This is a genomic window from Streptomyces sp. NPDC001544 (genome assembly GCF_042894285.1).
Lineage (GTDB): Bacteria > Actinomycetota > Actinomycetes > Streptomycetales > Streptomycetaceae > Streptomyces.
The window spans coordinates 31,218-46,732 of record NZ_JBIAVN010000025.1 but is presented as its reverse complement, the minus strand read 5'-3'; the positions used below and the strand labels follow the sequence as shown (position 1 = coordinate 46,732).

13 protein-coding genes and 1 riboswitch are annotated in these 15,515 nt (G+C 70.5%); of the genes, 6 read left to right on the top strand and 7 right to left on the bottom strand.

Annotation, left to right across the window (positions count from 1 at the left end; genetic code table 11):
* Positions 1-42 precede the first annotated feature (42 nt).
* The 6 genes from ACFY0F_RS36850 to ACFY0F_RS36825 all read left to right on the top strand — a co-directional run bounded on the left by ACFY0F_RS36850 (position 43) and on the right by ACFY0F_RS36825 (position 7,149).
* Positions 43-1,359: an HD-GYP domain-containing protein gene (locus tag ACFY0F_RS36850; RefSeq protein ID WP_388804717.1), complete on the top strand. Its 1,317-nt coding sequence runs from the start codon at positions 43-45 to the stop codon at positions 1,357-1,359.
* The gene (locus tag ACFY0F_RS36845; RefSeq protein WP_388804714.1) at positions 1,356-2,606 is read left to right on the top strand and encodes an HD-GYP domain-containing protein; all 1,251 of its coding nucleotides are present in this window, start codon (positions 1,356-1,358) and stop codon (positions 2,604-2,606) included. Before ACFY0F_RS36850 ends, ACFY0F_RS36845 begins: the two co-directional genes overlap by 4 nt.
* 100 nt (positions 2,607-2,706) lie before the next feature.
* A complete protein-coding gene (locus ACFY0F_RS36840; RefSeq protein WP_388804711.1) occupies positions 2,707-3,711 on the top strand; it encodes a tetratricopeptide repeat protein in 1,005 nt (334 codons plus the stop codon).
* A gap of 90 nt (positions 3,712-3,801) precedes the next feature.
* Positions 3,802-4,452: a peptide deformylase gene (gene def / locus ACFY0F_RS36835; protein WP_388804708.1), complete on the top strand. Its 651-nt coding sequence runs from the start codon at positions 3,802-3,804 to the stop codon at positions 4,450-4,452.
* A 244-nt stretch (positions 4,453-4,696) separates the two neighbouring features.
* On the top strand, positions 4,697-5,782 hold the full coding sequence (gene cyc1 / locus ACFY0F_RS36830; protein WP_388804705.1) for an epi-isozizaene synthase: 1,086 nt from the start codon (positions 4,697-4,699) through the stop codon (positions 5,780-5,782).
* Complete coding sequence (locus ACFY0F_RS36825) at positions 5,779-7,149, top strand: cytochrome P450 (protein WP_388804702.1); 1,371 nt, start codon at positions 5,779-5,781, stop codon at positions 7,147-7,149. The genes cyc1 and ACFY0F_RS36825 overlap by 4 nt, the downstream gene beginning before the upstream one ends.
* Before the next feature lie 79 nt (positions 7,150-7,228).
* On the opposite strand, the gene ACFY0F_RS36820 is transcribed toward ACFY0F_RS36825, so the two are convergent.
* The 7 genes from ACFY0F_RS36820 to nagB form a co-directional block, all read right to left on the bottom strand.
* Positions 7,229-8,242, bottom strand: a complete 1,014-nt coding sequence (locus ACFY0F_RS36820) for a ribonucleotide-diphosphate reductase subunit beta (RefSeq protein WP_388804699.1) — start codon at positions 8,240-8,242, stop codon at positions 7,229-7,231.
* Positions 8,242-10,635, bottom strand: a complete 2,394-nt coding sequence (locus ACFY0F_RS36815) for a ribonucleoside-diphosphate reductase subunit alpha (protein ID WP_388804696.1) — start codon at positions 10,633-10,635, stop codon at positions 8,242-8,244. The genes ACFY0F_RS36820 and ACFY0F_RS36815 overlap by 1 nt, the downstream gene beginning before the upstream one ends.
* Before the next feature lie 142 nt (positions 10,636-10,777).
* Positions 10,778-10,866, bottom strand: a riboswitch (cobalamin riboswitch).
* 77 nt (positions 10,867-10,943) lie between these two features.
* A complete protein-coding gene (locus ACFY0F_RS36810; RefSeq protein ID WP_388804693.1) occupies positions 10,944-11,450 on the bottom strand; it encodes a GNAT family N-acetyltransferase in 507 nt (168 codons plus the stop codon).
* A 73-nt stretch (positions 11,451-11,523) separates the two neighbouring features.
* On the bottom strand, positions 11,524-13,152 hold the full coding sequence (gene mctP / locus ACFY0F_RS36805) for a monocarboxylate uptake permease MctP (protein ID WP_388804690.1): 1,629 nt from the start codon (positions 13,150-13,152) through the stop codon (positions 11,524-11,526).
* Positions 13,149-13,415: a DUF3311 domain-containing protein gene (locus ACFY0F_RS36800; RefSeq protein ID WP_388804687.1), complete on the bottom strand. Its 267-nt coding sequence runs from the start codon at positions 13,413-13,415 to the stop codon at positions 13,149-13,151. Before ACFY0F_RS36800 ends, mctP begins: the two co-directional genes overlap by 4 nt.
* Positions 13,416-13,552: 137 nt before the next feature.
* Positions 13,553-14,317, bottom strand: a complete 765-nt coding sequence (locus ACFY0F_RS36795) for a GntR family transcriptional regulator (protein ID WP_388804684.1) — start codon at positions 14,315-14,317, stop codon at positions 13,553-13,555.
* 166 nt (positions 14,318-14,483) lie between these two features.
* Entirely contained in the window at positions 14,484-15,269 is a 786-nt protein-coding gene (gene nagB / locus ACFY0F_RS36790; RefSeq protein WP_388804681.1) for a glucosamine-6-phosphate deaminase, read from the bottom strand.
* Between the last annotated feature and the right edge of the window lie 246 nt (positions 15,270-15,515).

Genomic DNA, 15,515 nt, shown 5'->3' with positions numbered 1-15,515 from the left:
TCCAGAAGCCTGGAAGGGCGTCGGGGGAGGGGTCGAGGGGTCATGGAGGCGGTTCCCGCACGGACACGCGGCTACGTGGCCTGTGTCACCCTGCTCGCGCTGCTCTGTCTGCGGCCGCTGCCCTCGCTCCCGACCCCCTGGGGGGCCCTCGCCCTGCTCGCCACGGTGTACGCCGCCTGCGAGCAGGCCGTCCGGCGCCGTTTCGCGGGCACGTTCCACCCCGTCTACCCCGTCCTGCTCGCCGGGGCGTTCCTGCTGCCCCCGCCCGCCGCCGCGCTCGTACCGCTGCCGGGCGCCCTGCTGGCCCGAGTGGAGCAGCGGCCCGGAGGCGTGCGGCGGGTCTGGCGGGCCGCGCGACTGACGCTCGCCGTGTGGGGCGCGGCCTGGGTGCACCGGGCGCTGGGCGGCGGTGACGCGGTCGCGGCCTCGGACTTCCCGTACGCCCTGCTGCCCGCCGTGGCCGCCGTCCCGGTGTTCTGCCTGGTGCTGGCCGCGCTCGACGGCGGGATGCTCGCCGTCACGGAGCGGTTGCCGGCGCGCCGGGCCTGGCGGGGGCTGCTGGCACGCTCCCTGGCACCGCTCGGGGTGCACGGGCTGGCCGGGCTGATGATGGCGGTGCTGTGGCGCAGCCCGTACGGGCCGGTCGCCGCGCTGCTCGTGCTGCTGCCGATGTACGTCTCCTGGTGGGTGTTCGCCCAGTACCACCGCGAACGCGCCGCGCACCAGGCCACCATCCGCGCGCTGGTGCAGGCCGTCGACATCAAGGACGGCTACACCCGCGGGCACAGCGAGCGCGTCGGACAGGCCTCCGTGCTGATCGCCCGCGAGCTGGGCATGGCCGACGAACGCGTCGAGGTGCTGCGCTTCGCCGGGATCCTGCACGACGTCGGCAAACTCGGCGTGCCCACGCGCCTGCTCCGCAAGGACGGACCGCTCACTCCCGAGGAGCGGCGGATCATCGAGCTGCACCCGGAGTACGGCCACGAGATGGTGCGCGGCATCTCCTTCCTCGGCGAGGCGCGCGCGGCGATCCTGCACCACCACGAGCGCATGGACGGCAGCGGATACCCCTATGGGCTGGTGGGCGGCCAGATCCCGGAGTGCGCCCGGGTCGTCGCCGTCGCGGACGCCTTCGACGCGATGACCTCCACCCGGTCCTACAGCAGGGCCCGTCCGGTCCAGGCCGCCGTGGCGGAGCTCCAGCGGTGTGCGGGCACGCAGTTCGACCCCCGGATGGTCACCGCGCTGGTCCGGGCCCTGGGGCGGCACGGCTGGCACCCCGCCGTGACCGCCGACGAACCGGAGTGCGCCACGGCACCGCCCGGCCCCGTCGACGGCCGGACCGGAGCGCGGCGATGACCGCGTTGCGCCTCATCCACGCCTCGGCCGCCCTCGTCGCCGCCGCCTCCCTCGCCGACACGCTCTGGACGGGCCTCGACGAACGCGGCGCAGCCCTCGCCTTCGGTGTCCTCGTCACGGTCGGCGAACTCAGCCGCTGGACCGGCGCCCAGGTGCGGGAGGCCGCCCCCCTCGGCGCCGCCGGTGCGCTGGCGTACGCCCTGCTCGGGGAGGACGCGGGACACGCCGCCCGGCACGACGCGCCCCAGGTCGTCGCCGTCGTCCTCGCCGCCTCCCTGCTGGGCAGCGTGCCGCACGTCTGGAGCGGGCGGACCCCGACCCTCGACCACCTGGCCCGCCGGGTCCTCACCGTCGGCTTCGCCGCCGTCTGCTTCCAACCCCTGTACCGCCGGGGCGTGTTCGAGAGCTGGGGCGGACCTGCCTACGCCCTGCTGCTGCTCGCGCTGCTCTCGCTCACCGCGCTGTGCGACGCCGTGCTGGCCGCCGCGCTGGCGCACTCCCGCAGCCGGTGGCCGTTCGGCCCGCTCCTCAGGGACGAACTGCGGGGACTCGTCGGCATCGGGTCCGCCGTGTGCGCGACCGGGGCGGTGATCGCCCTCGGGGTCGCCGTCGCGGGGCTGTGGGCGCTGCCCGTCTTCTGCCTGCCCCTGCTGCTCACCCAGCAGTCGCTGCGGCGCTACGCGGCCGTGCGCGCCACCTACCGGCAGACCATCGCCTCGCTCGCCCGGGCCACCGAGATAGCCGGCTACACCCCGGCCGGGCACGCCCACCGGGTCGCCGCGCTCAGCCGCGCCGTCGGCCGCGACCTGGGGCTGACCCGACCCGAGCTGACCGTGCTGGAGTACGCGGCGCTCATGCACGACATCGGCCAACTCAGCCTCGTCGACCCGGTGCCGGCCGGGGCCACCGCCGTGCTGCCCGCCGAGGAGCAGCGGCGCATCGCCCTGCTCGGCGGGGCCGTCGTACGGCAGACCGGGGTGGACGCGGCGGTCGCCGTGGTCGTGGAACGGCAGGCCGACCCCTGTCCGGAGCAGCCGCTCGCCGCGCGGATCGTCCGGGCCGTCAACGCCTACGAGGAGAAGGTGCGCGACGCCGGGCCCGGTGGCCCGCTGCAGGCGCTGGAGGAACTACGGCTCGGCACGGCCGGGGAGTACGCGCCCGAGGTCGTCGAGTCGCTCGCGCGCGTGCTCTGCAATCGAGGGGGCGGCGCGTCTGACCCTGCCCCGGGCTGGGTAACCCATGGGTAATGAGCGCCCGTCCCTGCGTACGTGGTTGGATGCGAGGGAGAGGGTGTCCGGGGGCAGCGGCCAGCCCACTGCGCGGAACTGGAACTGGCAGGCGGGAATCGTGAGGATCTTCGGCAAGGGACGGCACCGGCCCTCCGCCTCCTGGCGGCAGGCCACCGACCGGGCGTTCACGCTGATCGGCGACGGCCGGTACGAGGACGCGGGCGAGCTGCTGACGCGCGCCGCCGATCTGGAGCCCTGGCTGTCGGAGTCCTGGTTCAACCTCGCCCTGCTGCACAAGTTCCGGCACGACTGGGAGCAGGCCCGGGCGGCGGGCCTCAGGGCGGTGGCGCTGCTCGAGAAGGAGACCGGGGCGCCCGACTGGTGGAACGTGGGTATCGCCGCCACCGCTCTGCAGGACTGGCCGTTGGCCCGGCGGGCCTGGCAGGCCTACGGTCTCAAGGTGCCCGGTGGCACCTCCCGGCCGAAGGCCGGGTCGGGGGCCGGTGCCGGGGAGCCGCTCGGGATGGACCTGGGCAGTGCGGCCGTACGGCTGTCACCGGAGGGCGAGGCCGAGGTCGTGTGGGGCCGCAGGCTCGATCCGGCGCGGATCGAGGTGCTGTCCATCCCGCTTCCCTCGTCCGGACGGCGCTGGGGCGAGGTCGTGCTCCACGACGGGGTGCCGCACGGTGAGCGGACCACGGCCGCCGGGCACGCCTACCCCGTGTTCGACGAGATCGAGTTGTGGGCGCCCTCGCCCGTGCCCACCTGGGTGGTCCTGCTGGAGGCCGCCACCGAGGCAGACCGGGACGCCCTGGAGCAGCTCGCCGCCGACGCCGGCTTCGCGGCGGAGGACTGGTCCTCGTCCGTGCGGCTGCTGTGCCGGATGTGCTCCGAGTCCCGGATGCCCTCCGACGAGGGCGACGGCGTCCACCTCGACCCGCACGACCACAGCGAGCCGGGGCACCCCGGTCCGCTGGGCCACCGTACGGACGGGCAGCTGTGGGTGCCGGAGCGGGAGTGCGGCGTCGCCGCGCCCGCCTCGCTGGTGAGGGGGCTGCTGGACGGCTGGGTGGCGGACAGCCCGGACTCCCGGGACTGGCGGGATCTGGAAGAGGTCTGCTGAGCGTTCGGCATACCCTGTATCAGCACCACACCTCTGTTTCGACCCCGGCGGTCTCGGCCCCGGTTTTTGCAAGGAAGGCGTACGTCGGTCATGGCGCAGCAGGACACCGATCAGCAGCACGGAGGCGTGCTCCCCGTCGACGAGGAGGGCTTCGTCGTCGACACGGAGGACTGCGAGGAGCGCGAGACCGCCTGGCGTGAGCGCGGCACCTCGCGGCCGATCACGGTCGTCGGCAACCCGGTGCTGCACAAGGAGTGCAAGGACGTCACCGAGTTCGGCGAGGAGCTCCAGCAGCTGGTCGCGGACATGTTCGCCAGCCAGCGCACCGCCGAGGGCGTGGGCCTGGCCGCCAACCAGATCGGCGTCGATCTGAAGGTCTTCGTCTACGACTGCCAGGACGACGAGGGTGTGCGGCACGTCGGTGTGGTGTGCAACCCGAAGCTGGTGGACCTGCCGGCCGACCGGCGCCGTCTGGACGACAGCAACGAGGGCTGCCTGTCCGTCCCCACGGCCTACGCGCCGCTCGCGCGGCCCGACTACGCCGAGGTGACCGGGCAGGACGAGAAGGGCAACCCGGTCAAGGTGCGCGGCACCGGCTACTTCGCACGCTGTTTGCAGCACGAGACCGATCACCTGTACGGCTACCTCTACATCGATCGTCTGTCCAAGCGGGAACGGAAGGACGCCCTGCGGCAGATGGCCGAGAACGAGCCACGCTATCCCGTGGTCGCCAACGACTGAGACCGTGCTCCGGACGTACGGGAACCGTACGAGAGCAGCGACGACGCCCGGTCGGGATCTTCCCGCCCGGGCGTCGTTCGTTTGTTCGTCGCAAGATTTCCGGCATCTTTGGGTGGTGAGTGGAGTAAATCCGTTCCCAGACCGGTCAGTTGTGGTGCTGAATGGAAGTGCGGGGATACGCAACGGCGCACGCCTGGTATCGCCGGAGGGGCGTGCGTTCCTGGCGGCTGAGAGGGGCTTGTTCGTGCATGCTTTCCCACACAGCACCACATCGACACCGACGGCGCTCGCGGTTCCACCCTCGCTCGCCCTTCCGGTGATCGAGGACGCGTTTACCCGGCATCTGCACCCGTATTGGCCAAAGCTTCAGGAGAAGACCCGCCTGTGGCTGCTGGAAAAACGGCTCATGCCGGCCGACAAGGTGGCGGAATATGCCGACGGACTGTGCTACACCGACCTCATGGCGGGCTACTACCTCGGTGCCTCCGACGAGGTGCTCCAGGCCATAGCCGACTACTCCGCGTGGTTCTTCGTCTGGGACGACCGCCACGACCGTGACATCGTCCACGGCCGCGCGAGCGCCTGGCGGCGGCTCCGGTCCCAGCTCCACTCGGCCCTCGACCGTCCCGGGCGCCACCTGCGCCACCCGGACCCCGTGGTGGCGGGGTTCGCGGACAGCGTGCTGCGGCTCTACTCGTTCCTGCCGAGCACCTGGAACGGACGGTTCGCCCGGCACTTCCACGCGGTGATCGAGGCGTACGACCGGGAGTTCCGCAACCGCACCGAGGGCCGCATCCCCCGGGTCGAGGAGTACCTCGCCCTGCGGCGCCTGACGTTCGCCCACTGGATATGGACGGACCTGCTGGAACCCAGCGCGGGACGCGAACTCCCGGACGCCGTCAGGAAAGACCCGGCATACCGGCGCCCGGCCCTGCTGAGTCAGGAATTCGCCGCGTGGTACAACGACCTCTGCTCGCTGCCGAAGGAAATCGCGGGCGACGAGGTGCACAACCTCGGCATCAGCCTGATCACCCATCAGGGAATGACCCTGGAAGAAGCCATAAAGGAAATCAGGCGGCGCGTCGAGGAATGCGTCACCGAATTCCTGACGGCCGAGCGGACCGCCTTACGGTTCGCCGACGACCTCGACGACGGCACCCTGCGCGGAAAGGAACTCGGCGTCACCGTGCGCGCCTGCCTCGGCAACATGCGGAACTGGTTCGCCTCCGTCTACTGGTTCCACCACGAGTCCGGCCGGTACATGGTCGACAGCTGGGACGACCGGTCCACGCCCCCGTACGTAGACAACGAAACGGCAGGTGAGAAATGACCGTCGAATCCGTGCGCCCCGCGGCACCCGAGGCGTCCGAGCCGAACGAGCCGCCCCTCGCCGGGGGCGCCGTCCCGATGCTCGGCCACGGCTGGAAGCTGGTCCGAGATCCGCTGGCCTTCATGGCCCGACTACGCGACCACGGCGACGTCGTACGCCTGAAACTGGGCCCCAAGACGGTGTACGCCGTCACCACGCCCGAACTCACCGGCGCGCTGGCGCTCAGCAACGACTACATCATCGCCGGGCCGCTGTGGGAGTCCCTGGAAGGGCTGCTCGGCCACCAGGGCGTGGCCACCGCCAACGGCTCCCTGCACCGCCGTCAGCGGCGCACCGTCCAGCCCGCCTTCCGGCTCGACGCCATCCCCGCGTACGGGCCGGTCATGGAGGAGGAGGCGCACGCGCTCACCGAGCGCTGGCGGCCCGGTGAGACCCTCGACTGCACCTCGGAGTCCTTCCGGGTCGCCGTGCGCGTCGCGGCCCGGTGCCTGCTGCACGGCGAGTACATGGACGAGCGGGCCGAGCGGCTGTGCACCGCCCTCGCCACCGTCTTCCGCGGCATGTACCGCCGGATGGTCGTCCCGCTCGGCCCGCTCTACCGGCTGCCGCTGCCGGCCAACCGGGAATTCAACCGGGCTCTGGCCGATTTGCATCTGCTGGTCGACGAGATCATCGCCGAACGCCGGGCATCCGGTCAAAAGCCGGACGATTTGCTGACGGCATTGCTGGAGGCGGAGGACGAAAACGGCGACCCCATCGGAGAACAGGAGATCCACGACCAGGTGGTCGCGATACTCACGCCCGGCAGCGAAACAGTCGCCTCCACGATCATGTGGCTCCTCCAGATCCTCGCCACACACCCGGAACAAGCCGCCAGGGTCCGCGCCGAGGTCGAATCCGTGACCGGCGGCCGGCCGGTGGGATTCGAGGACGTGCGCAGGCTGACCCACACGAACAATCTCGTCGTCGAAACGATGCGTTTGCGCCCCGCCGTATGGATATTGACACGGCGCGCGGTGACCGAAACCACGCTCGGCGCCTATCGCATTCCGGCCGGGGCGGACATCGTCTACAGCCCCTACGCCATCCAGCGCGACGCGCGTTCGTACCCGGACCACCTCGCGTTCGACCCCGACCGCTGGCTGCCGGACCGCGCCAAGGACGTGCCGAAGTACGCGATGAGCCCGTTCGGCGTCGGCAACCGCAAGTGCCCCAGCGACCACTTCTCCATGGCCCAGCTGACCCTGATCACCGCCGCCGTGTCGGCGAAGTACCGTTTCGAGCAGGTCGGCGGGTCGAACGACGCCACGCGGGTGGGCATCACGCTCCGCCCGAACCGGCTGCTGGTGCGACCCGTGCGCTGGTGACCGGGTGAGGTGACCGGGTGAGGTGACCGGGTGAGACGCCGCCACCGGCGGCGTCTCACGGACTACCGGCCGGGGCGGCTCAGAAGTCCTCGTCCAGGTCGACGGTGCCCTCCACCGCCACCTGGTACGCCGACGGACGCCGCTCGAAGAAGTTGGTCAGCTCCTGGACACCCTGGAGCTCCATGAAGGAGAAGGGGTTCTCCGAGCCGTACACCGGGGCGAAGCCGAGGCGCGTCAGACGCTGGTCGGCGACGCACTCCAGGTACTGCCGCATCGAGTCGGTGTTCATGCCCGGGAGGCCGTCACCGCACAGGTCGCGCGCGAACTGCAGCTCGGCCTCGACGGCCTCCCGCAGCATGTCGGTGACCTGCTGCCGGAGCTCGTCGTCGAAGAGGTCCGGCTCCTCCTTGCGCACGGTGTCCACGACGTCGAACGCGAACGACATGTGCATCGTCTCGTCGCGGAAGACCCAGTTGGTGCCGGTCGCCAGGCCGTGCAGCAGACCCCGGCTGCGGAACCAGTAGACGTACGCGAAGGCGCCGTAGAAGAACAGGCCCTCGATGCACGCGGCGAAGCAGATGAGGTTCAGCAGGAAGCGACGGCGGTCCGCCCTGGACTCCAGACGCTCCAGCTTCTCGACCTCGTTGATCCACTTGAAGCAGAACCCGGCCTTCTCGCGGATGGAGGGGATGTTCTCCACGGCCGCGAAGGCGGCGGCGCGGTCCTCCGGATCGGGCAGATAGGTGTCCAGCAGGGTCAGGTAGAACTGGACGTGCACGGCCTCCTCGAACAGCTGCCGGCTCAGGTAGAGCCGCGCCTCGGGGGAGTTGATGTGCTTGTAGAGGGTCAGCACGAGGTTGTTCGCGACGATCGAGTCGCCCGTGGCGAAGAACGCGACCAGCCGGCCGATCAGGTGCTGCTCCGCCGGCGTCAGCTTCGCGAGGTCGGCGACGTCCGAGTGGAGGTCGACCTCCTCCACGGTCCAGGTGTTCTTGATGGCGTCCCGGTAGCGCTCGTAGAAGTCCGGGTAGCGCATGGGACGCAGGGTCAGTTCGAAGCCCGGGTCGAGCAGGTTTTTGGCTTCGGTGGTCATTACTGGCAGGCCTCGCAGGACTCGGGGTTCTCAAGGGAGCAGGCGACCGCGTCGGGGTCGGCGGCCTGCTGGACGGGGATCGGCTTCTGGGACTGCGCCTGGCCCTGGGCGGCGCGGGCGATCCGGGTCGCCGGGCGGGAACGCAGGTAGTACGTCGTCTTCAGACCCTGCTTCCAGGCGTACGCGTACATCGAGGAGAGCTTGCCGATCGTCGGCGTCTCCAGGAACAGGTTCAGGGACTGGGCCTGGTCCAGGAACGGGGTGCGCGCGGCGGCCATGTCGATCAGGCCGCGCTGCGGGATCTCCCAGGCCGTGCGGTACAGCGCCCGTACGTCGGCCGGGATCCAGGCGAAGTCCTGCACCGAGCCGTTCGACTCGCGCAGCGCCTCACGGGTCCGGGCGTCCCACACGCCCAGCTCCTTCAACTCCTTCACCAGGTACGAGTTGACCTGCAGGAACTCACCGGACAGCGTCTCGCGCTTGAACAGGTTGGAGACCTGCGGCTCGATGCACTCGTACGCGCCGGCGATGGAGGCGATGGTGGCGGTGGGGGCGATGGCGAGCAGCAGCGAGTTGCGCATGCCGGTCGTCGCGATCCGCTCGCGCAGCGCGGCCCAGCGCTCCGGCCAGGCGAACTCGACGCCGTAGTGGTCCGGGTGCAGCACACCGCGCGCCGTACGGGTCTTCTCCCAGGCCGGCAGCGGACCGTTGCGCTCGGCGAGGTCGGCGGAGGCCTCGTAGGCGGCGAGCATGATGCGCTCGGCGACACGGGTGGAAAGCTGCCTCGCCTCGGGGGAGTCGAAGGGCAGCCGCAGCTTGAAGAAGACGTCCTGCAGGCCCATCGCGCCGAGACCGACCGGGCGCCACTTGGCGTTGGAACGGCCCGCCTGCTCGGTCGGGTAGAAGTTGATGTCGACGACCCGGTCCAGGAAGGTGACGGCCGTGCGGACGGTCTCGTCCAGCCGTTCCCAGTCGATGTCGCCGATCGCCGTGTCGACGAAGGCGCCGAGGTTCACCGAGCCCAGGTTGCAGACCGCGGTCTCCCCGTCGTCGGTGACCTCCAGGATCTCCGTGCAGAGGTTGGAGGAGTGCACGACGTGGCCCGGCTCGGCCGTCTGGTTGGCGGTGCGGTTGGCGGCGTCCTTGAAGGTCATCCAGCCGTTGCCGGTCTGCGCGAGGGTGCGCATCATCCGGCCGTACAGGTCACGGGCCGCGACGGTCTTCCTGGCCAGGCCCTCCGCCTCGGCCTTGCGGTAGGCGGCGTCGAACTCGTCGCCCCACAGGTCCACCAGCTCCGGCACGTCCGCCGGGGAGAACAGCGACCACTGCTCGTCGGCGTTGACCCGGCGCATGAACTCGTCCGGCACCCAGTGCGCGAGGTTGAGGTTGTGCGTACGGCGGGCGTCCTCGCCGGTGTTGTCGCGCAGCTCCAGGAACTCCTCGATGTCGGAGTGCCAGGTTTCCAGGTAGACCGCCGCGGCGCCCTTGCGCCGGCCGCCCTGGTTCACCGCGGCGACCGAGGCGTCCAGGGTCTTCAGGAACGGCACGATGCCGTTGGAGTGCCCGTTGGTGCCCCGGATCAGCGAACCGCGGGAGCGGATACGGGAGTACGACAGCCCGATGCCGCCGGCGTGCTTGGACAGCCGGGCGACCTGGTGGTAGCGGTCGTAGATGGAGTCCAGCTCGTCCTTGGGGGAGTCCAGGAGGTAGCAGGACGACATCTGGGGGTGCCGGGTGCCGGAGTTGAAGAGGGTGGGGGAGGAGGGCAGGTAGTCGAGGCGGCTCATCAGGCGGTAGAGCGCGGCGACTTCGTCGACGGAGCGGGGGGTGTCGTCCTCGGCGAGACCGGCGGCGACGCGCAGCATGAAGTGCTGGGGCGTCTCGACGACCTTCCGGGTGTGGGGGTGGCGCAGCAGGTACCGGCTGTGCAGGGTGCGCAGGCCGAAGTAACCGAAGCGGTCGTCGGCGCCGGTGTCGACCAGCGCGTCCAGTCGCTCGGCGTGCAGCCGTACGAACTCGGCGGTTCGGTCGGCGATGAGTCCCTCGCGGTGGCCCACGGCGACGGACCCGGTGAAGGACGTGACGCCCTGCGAGGCCGCTTCGGCGCGGATGGTGAGGGTGAGCAGCCGGGCCGCCAGCCTCGAGTAGGCCGGGTCCTCGGAGATCAGGCCGGCGGCCGCCTCCGTGGCCAGCTCGCGCAACTCCGCCTCGTCGGCCCGCGCCGACCGGCCGCGCAGCGCGGCGGCGGCCACCCGGCCGGGGTCGGCGTCGGGCAGGTCGGCGGTCAGCTCGGTCAGGGTCCGCAGCAGCGCGGCACCGGGACCGTCCGGCTCCACCGGGTCGGCCTCGGTCGCCGGGGTGGCTGAAGCCGGGTCGGCTGGCGCGATGGTCACGTGGGGCACTCCCTCGCTCGGCACGGGGCCTGGCGGAGGGCAGGGGGCAGCACGAGCGCACGCGGCGTCGCGTCCACCGGCCCACTCCACGAGGCCCGGACGTCATGGGCACCCGACCGGACGGCCGGGCACGCTGTCGGCAGGTCCTCGGACTGACCCCCACACCCGTATGCGGGCATACGGGTGCGAGTACACCGTTGCGGGACAGTTCCGGATTCGCACCGGATTCCCCTGCGGCGACAGCGAGCATGAGCATACATCTAGTGCCGGGCTGCGGTGGCACCCCCAGATGTTGTGTCGGGCTGGTTTCAGAGCGTCAGTTGGTAGGTGAGGAGAGTGACGTCGTCCAGATGCGGCACGGGGTTCCAGTCCCGCTCCGGTGTGCGGACGAAGCCCAGGCGTTCGTAGAGCCGGTGGGCGGTGTGCATGGAGCGCTGAGTCGACAGGACGAGGGAGGCGCAGCCCTCCGTGGCACGGGCACGGTCGACGCAGGCCCTGACGAGCGCCTCACCGACGCCTTGGCCGCGGGCGCCGTGGTCGACGGCCAGCGCGCGGATCTCGGCCTCTCCGGGGCCGGCGATGTCGGCCACGGGTCCGCCGTCGGGCACGAAGGTGGCGCCTCCGAGCAGCTCACCGTCGCGCACCGCCACCAGCACCTCGGCGGCGGCGGCTCGTTTCGCGACGTCCTTCAGCACGGGCAGGTACTCGTCCTCCTCGCCGTAGTCGAGCAGGCCGTCATCGAGGTAGGCGCGGGCGGTCAGGTCGCCGAGAGCGGTGTACTCGGCGGGTTCCGCTCGGCGGATCCGGATGTCCATGGCGAGCAGTGTGCCCGACGGGTACGGCAACGGGCCGCCGGGTTTTCCCGGCGGCCCGTCCGGTGCGTACGGTTCAGTGCGCGCTGCCGGCCGTCGCCGGCGGCAGTTCCACCTGGACGCCCGGGTCGCCCGCGTCCGCCGTGTAGTCCTGCGGCTCGGTCTCGTCGACGCCCTCGGGGGCCTTCGCCGCCTTCAGGACGAAGGTCAGGACCACGGTCACGAGGGCGTTGAGGACGAACGCCGTCAGACCGATGTAGCCGATCTCCCCGATGCCCGGGATCTCCTTGGCGTTGCCGCCGAAGTGCGCCTGGGCCGGCGAGGAGATGCCGTACGCGGCGAGCGTGCCGTACACCATGCCGACCGCCCAGCCCGCGAGCAGCGCCCAGCGGTGGAACCAGCGGGTGAACAGGCCGCCGACCAGGGCGGGGAAGGTCTGCAGGATCCAGATGCCGCCGAGCAGCTGGAAGTTGATCGCGACGGTCTTGTCCATGGTGAGGACGAAGACCAGCGCGCCGACCTTCACCAGCAGCGACACGAACTTGGAGACCTGTGCCTCCTGCTTCGGCGTGGCGTCCGGCTTGATGAAGTCCTTGTAGATGTTGCGGGTGAAGAGGTTGGCGGCCGCGATCGACATGATCGCCGCCGGCACCAGCGCACCGATGCCGATCGCCGCGAAGGCCACACCGGCGAACCAGTCCGGGAACATGTCCTCGAAGAGCTGCGGGATGGCCAGCTGCCCGTTGGTGACCTTCACCCCGGCCGCGATCGCCATGAAGCCCAGCAGTGCCAGCAGGCCCAGCATCAGCGAGTACAGCGGCAGGATCGTGGTGTTGCGGCGGATCACCTCACGGCTGCGCGAGGACAGCGTCGCGGTGATCGAGTGCGGGTACATGAACAGCGCCAGCGCGGAGCCCAGCGCCAGCGTGGCGTACGTCCACTGGCCCGCCTCCGCCGGCACCAGCGCGCCGCGCGGCTTCCCGGTCGCCGGATTCACCTTGCTGAACGCGTCGCCCGCCTTGGCGAAGACGTCGTCGAAACCGCCCAGCTTGATCGGGATGTAGATGATCGCGACGGCGATGACGATGTAGATCAGCGCGTCCTTGACGAACGCGATCAGCGCGGGCGCCCTCAGGCCCGAGGAGTACGTGTACGCGGCCAGCACGCCGAAGGCGATCAGCAGCGGCAGGTCCTTCACGAACCAGTTGGTGTTCTCCCCGCCGCCGACCCCCATCACGTCCAGCACGGCCTGGATGCCGACCAGCTGCAACGCGATGTACGGCATCGTCGCCAGGATGCCGGTCAGGGCCACCGCCAGCGACAGCCCCTTCGAGCCGAAGCGGCCGCGCACGAAGTCCGAGGTGGTCACATAGCCGTGCTTGTGCGAGACCGACCACAGGCGGGGCAGGAACGTGAAGATCAACGGGTAGACGAGGATGGTGTACGGCACCGCGAAGAAGCCCGCCGCGCCCGCCGCGTAGATCGCCGCCGGCACCGCGACGAAGGTGTACGCCGTGTACAGGTCACCACCGAGCAGGAACCAGGTGATCCAGGTGCCGAACGACCGGCCGCCCAGGCCCCACTCGTCGAGACTGTGCTCGTCGTCGGCCCTGCGCCAGCGCGCGGCCAGGAAGCCCATGACCGTCACGGCCAGGAAGAAGAAGATGAACACGCCGAGCGCGACGCCGTTCACGCCGTCCTTCATCGCGCCGTACCCCCCTTCGCGTCCTGGCGGGCACGCTGGTCACGCCGCCACAACTGGTATGCGGTCACGGTCAGCGCGGTGGAGATCAGCACCCAGAGCATCTGGTACCAGTAGAAGAACGGGATGCCGATGAACGCGGGGTCCGCCTTGGCGTAGGAGCCGACCCACAGCATCGCCACGAAGGGCGCGATCAGGCAGAGGGCGATGACGGCGCGCAGAGGCGTCACCACCGCCGGTCTTGTCGTATCCGGTGCGTTGGACATCTCTGTCGGCTCCGTCCCCTCACTGATCACCTGGGTAATGCGCAGGCAATCTAGGGGACGGGGTCAGTGCAGTGGAAGACCGCGCCCGCATGTCGGTATGTCGATTCCGGGGTGACGGTGTGAAGACGCCGTCCCGGCTACTCCTGCGGACGCTTCAGCCTCGCCACGAACTTGTAGCGGTCCCCCCGGTACACCGACCGCACCCACTCCACCGGCTTGCCCTCCCGGTCCAGGGAGTGCCGGGAGAGCATCAGCATCGGCAGGCCCACGTCCGTACCGAGCAGACCCGCCTCGCGGGGCGTGGCCAGCGAGGTCTCGATGGTCTCCTCGGCCTCGGCGAGGTGGATGTCGTAGACCTCGGCGAGAGCGGTGTACAGCGAGGTGTACTTCACGAGACTGCGGCGCAGTGCCGGGAAGCGCTTGGCCGACAGGTGCGTGGTCTCTATGGCCATCGGCTCGCCGTTGGCCATGCGCAACCGCTCGATGCGCAGCACCCGGCCGCCGGCGGTGATGTCGAGCAGCTCGGCGAGCCGCTCGTCGGCGGTGATGTAGCCGACGTCCAGCAACTGCGAGGTCGGCTCCAGACCCTGGGCGCGCATGTCCTCCGTGTAGCTGGTGAGTTGCAGCGCCTGCGAGACCTTCGGCTTGGCGACGAAGGTGCCCTTGCCCTGGATGCGTTCCAGCCGGCCCTCGACGACCAGTTCCTGCAGGGCCTGGCGGACGGTGGTGCGTGAGGTGTCGAACTCGGCGGCCAGCGTGCGCTCCGGCGGGACGGGGGTGCCGGGCGCCTGGGTCTCCGTCATCTCGAGCAGGTGCTTCTTCAGGCGGTAGTACTTGGGCACGCGCGCGGTACGGACGGCGGCGCCATTCTCGTTCTCCGCACTGCTGACGTCGGTGCTCATGCTCTGCCTTCCCGGCTCCGGGTGCCCAGGCGGCCGACATGCCCATCGGCCACGGCCCACATCGTGGCACGGCTCAACGCGCCGGGTGCCCACCCGTACGCTCCGTGATCTCCTCTGTATACCGTTGTGACCATCCCTGGTCTAGTCCAGATCTCGGACGCCCGGCTCAGATGCCCTGCCAGTCCGGCTTGTTGGCGTAGGTGTACCGGAAGTAGTCCGCGAGCTTCAGCTTGGAGGCGGCGGCCTCGTCGACGACCACCGTCGCGTGCGGGTGCAGCTGCAGCGCCGACGCCGGGCACACGGCCGCGACCGGTCCCTCCACCGTCGCGGCGATCGCGTCCGCCTTGCCCTCACCGGTGGCGAGGAGCACCAGGTGCCGGGCCTCCAGGATGGTGCCTATGCCCTGGGTGATGACATGGTGCGGCACCTGCTCGGTGTCACCGTCGAAGAAGCGGGCGTTGTCGATCCGGGTCTGCTCGGTGAGCGTCTTGATGCGCGTGCGGGAGACGAGTGAGGAGCAGGGCTCGTTGAAGCCGATGTGCCCGTCGGTGCCTATCCCCAGCAGCTGCAGATCCACGCCGCCCGCCTCGGCGAGCGCCCGGTCGTAGGCCTCGCACGCGCCCTGCACGTCCTCGGCCGTGCCGTCCGGGCCCATGAACGCCTCCATCCCGATCCCGAGGGGGACCAGGACCTCCCGCCGGAGCACGGAGCGGTAGGACTCCGGGTGCTCGGCGGGCAGCCCCACGTACTCGTCGAGCTGCGCGATCCGCGCCCGCGAGGTGTCCACGGCCCCGGAGCTCGCCTTCGCCGCCAGAGCCCGGTAGATGGGCAGCGGGGTCGAGCCGGTGGCCACTCCGAGCAGGGCGTCGGGCTTGCGGCGCAACAGTCGTGCCATGGCCTCGGCGATGAGCTCGCCGCCCGACTTCGCGTCCGGAACGATGACAACTTCCACGCTGGGCCTGCCGATCTGTGGAGCACATAGGGGTGTGTGGTGTAGACCAATCGAACAGCAACAGCATCGTACCTCCAGCACCCCGGTCACGTCAGCGAGCGGACCGCCCCGTGGACGGAGCCGGAGGCGCTCGCGGAAATTGCCATGGCCATCCGGCCCCGTTCGCGACCCGGGCGGGCTAGGCTTCGAAGCGCCAAGTTGCAACAACTCCCCACGCATGGACACACCAGCTGGTCCAGTCCACAA

Excerpts from the sequence above, each read along its gene's own strand:
- ACFY0F_RS36850 (WP_388804717.1), top strand. The coding sequence starts at position 43 with ATGGAGGCGGTTCCCGCACGGACACGCGGCTACGTGGCCTGTGTCACC.
- ACFY0F_RS36845 (WP_388804714.1), top strand. The coding sequence starts at position 1,356 with ATGACCGCGTTGCGCCTCATCCACGCCTCGGCCGCCCTCGTCGCCGCC.
- def (WP_388804708.1), top strand. The coding sequence starts at position 3,802 with ATGGCGCAGCAGGACACCGATCAGCAGCACGGAGGCGTGCTCCCCGTC.
- ACFY0F_RS36825 (WP_388804702.1), top strand. The coding sequence starts at position 5,779 with ATGACCGTCGAATCCGTGCGCCCCGCGGCACCCGAGGCGTCCGAGCCG.
- ACFY0F_RS36820 (WP_388804699.1), bottom strand. The coding sequence starts at position 8,242 with ATGACCACCGAAGCCAAAAACCTGCTCGACCCGGGCTTCGAACTGACC.
- ACFY0F_RS36810 (WP_388804693.1), bottom strand. The coding sequence starts at position 11,450 with ATGGACATCCGGATCCGCCGAGCGGAACCCGCCGAGTACACCGCTCTC.
- mctP (WP_388804690.1), bottom strand. The coding sequence starts at position 13,152 with ATGAAGGACGGCGTGAACGGCGTCGCGCTCGGCGTGTTCATCTTCTTC.
- ACFY0F_RS36800 (WP_388804687.1), bottom strand. The coding sequence starts at position 13,415 with ATGTCCAACGCACCGGATACGACAAGACCGGCGGTGGTGACGCCTCTG.
- ACFY0F_RS36795 (WP_388804684.1), bottom strand. The coding sequence starts at position 14,317 with ATGAGCACCGACGTCAGCAGTGCGGAGAACGAGAATGGCGCCGCCGTC.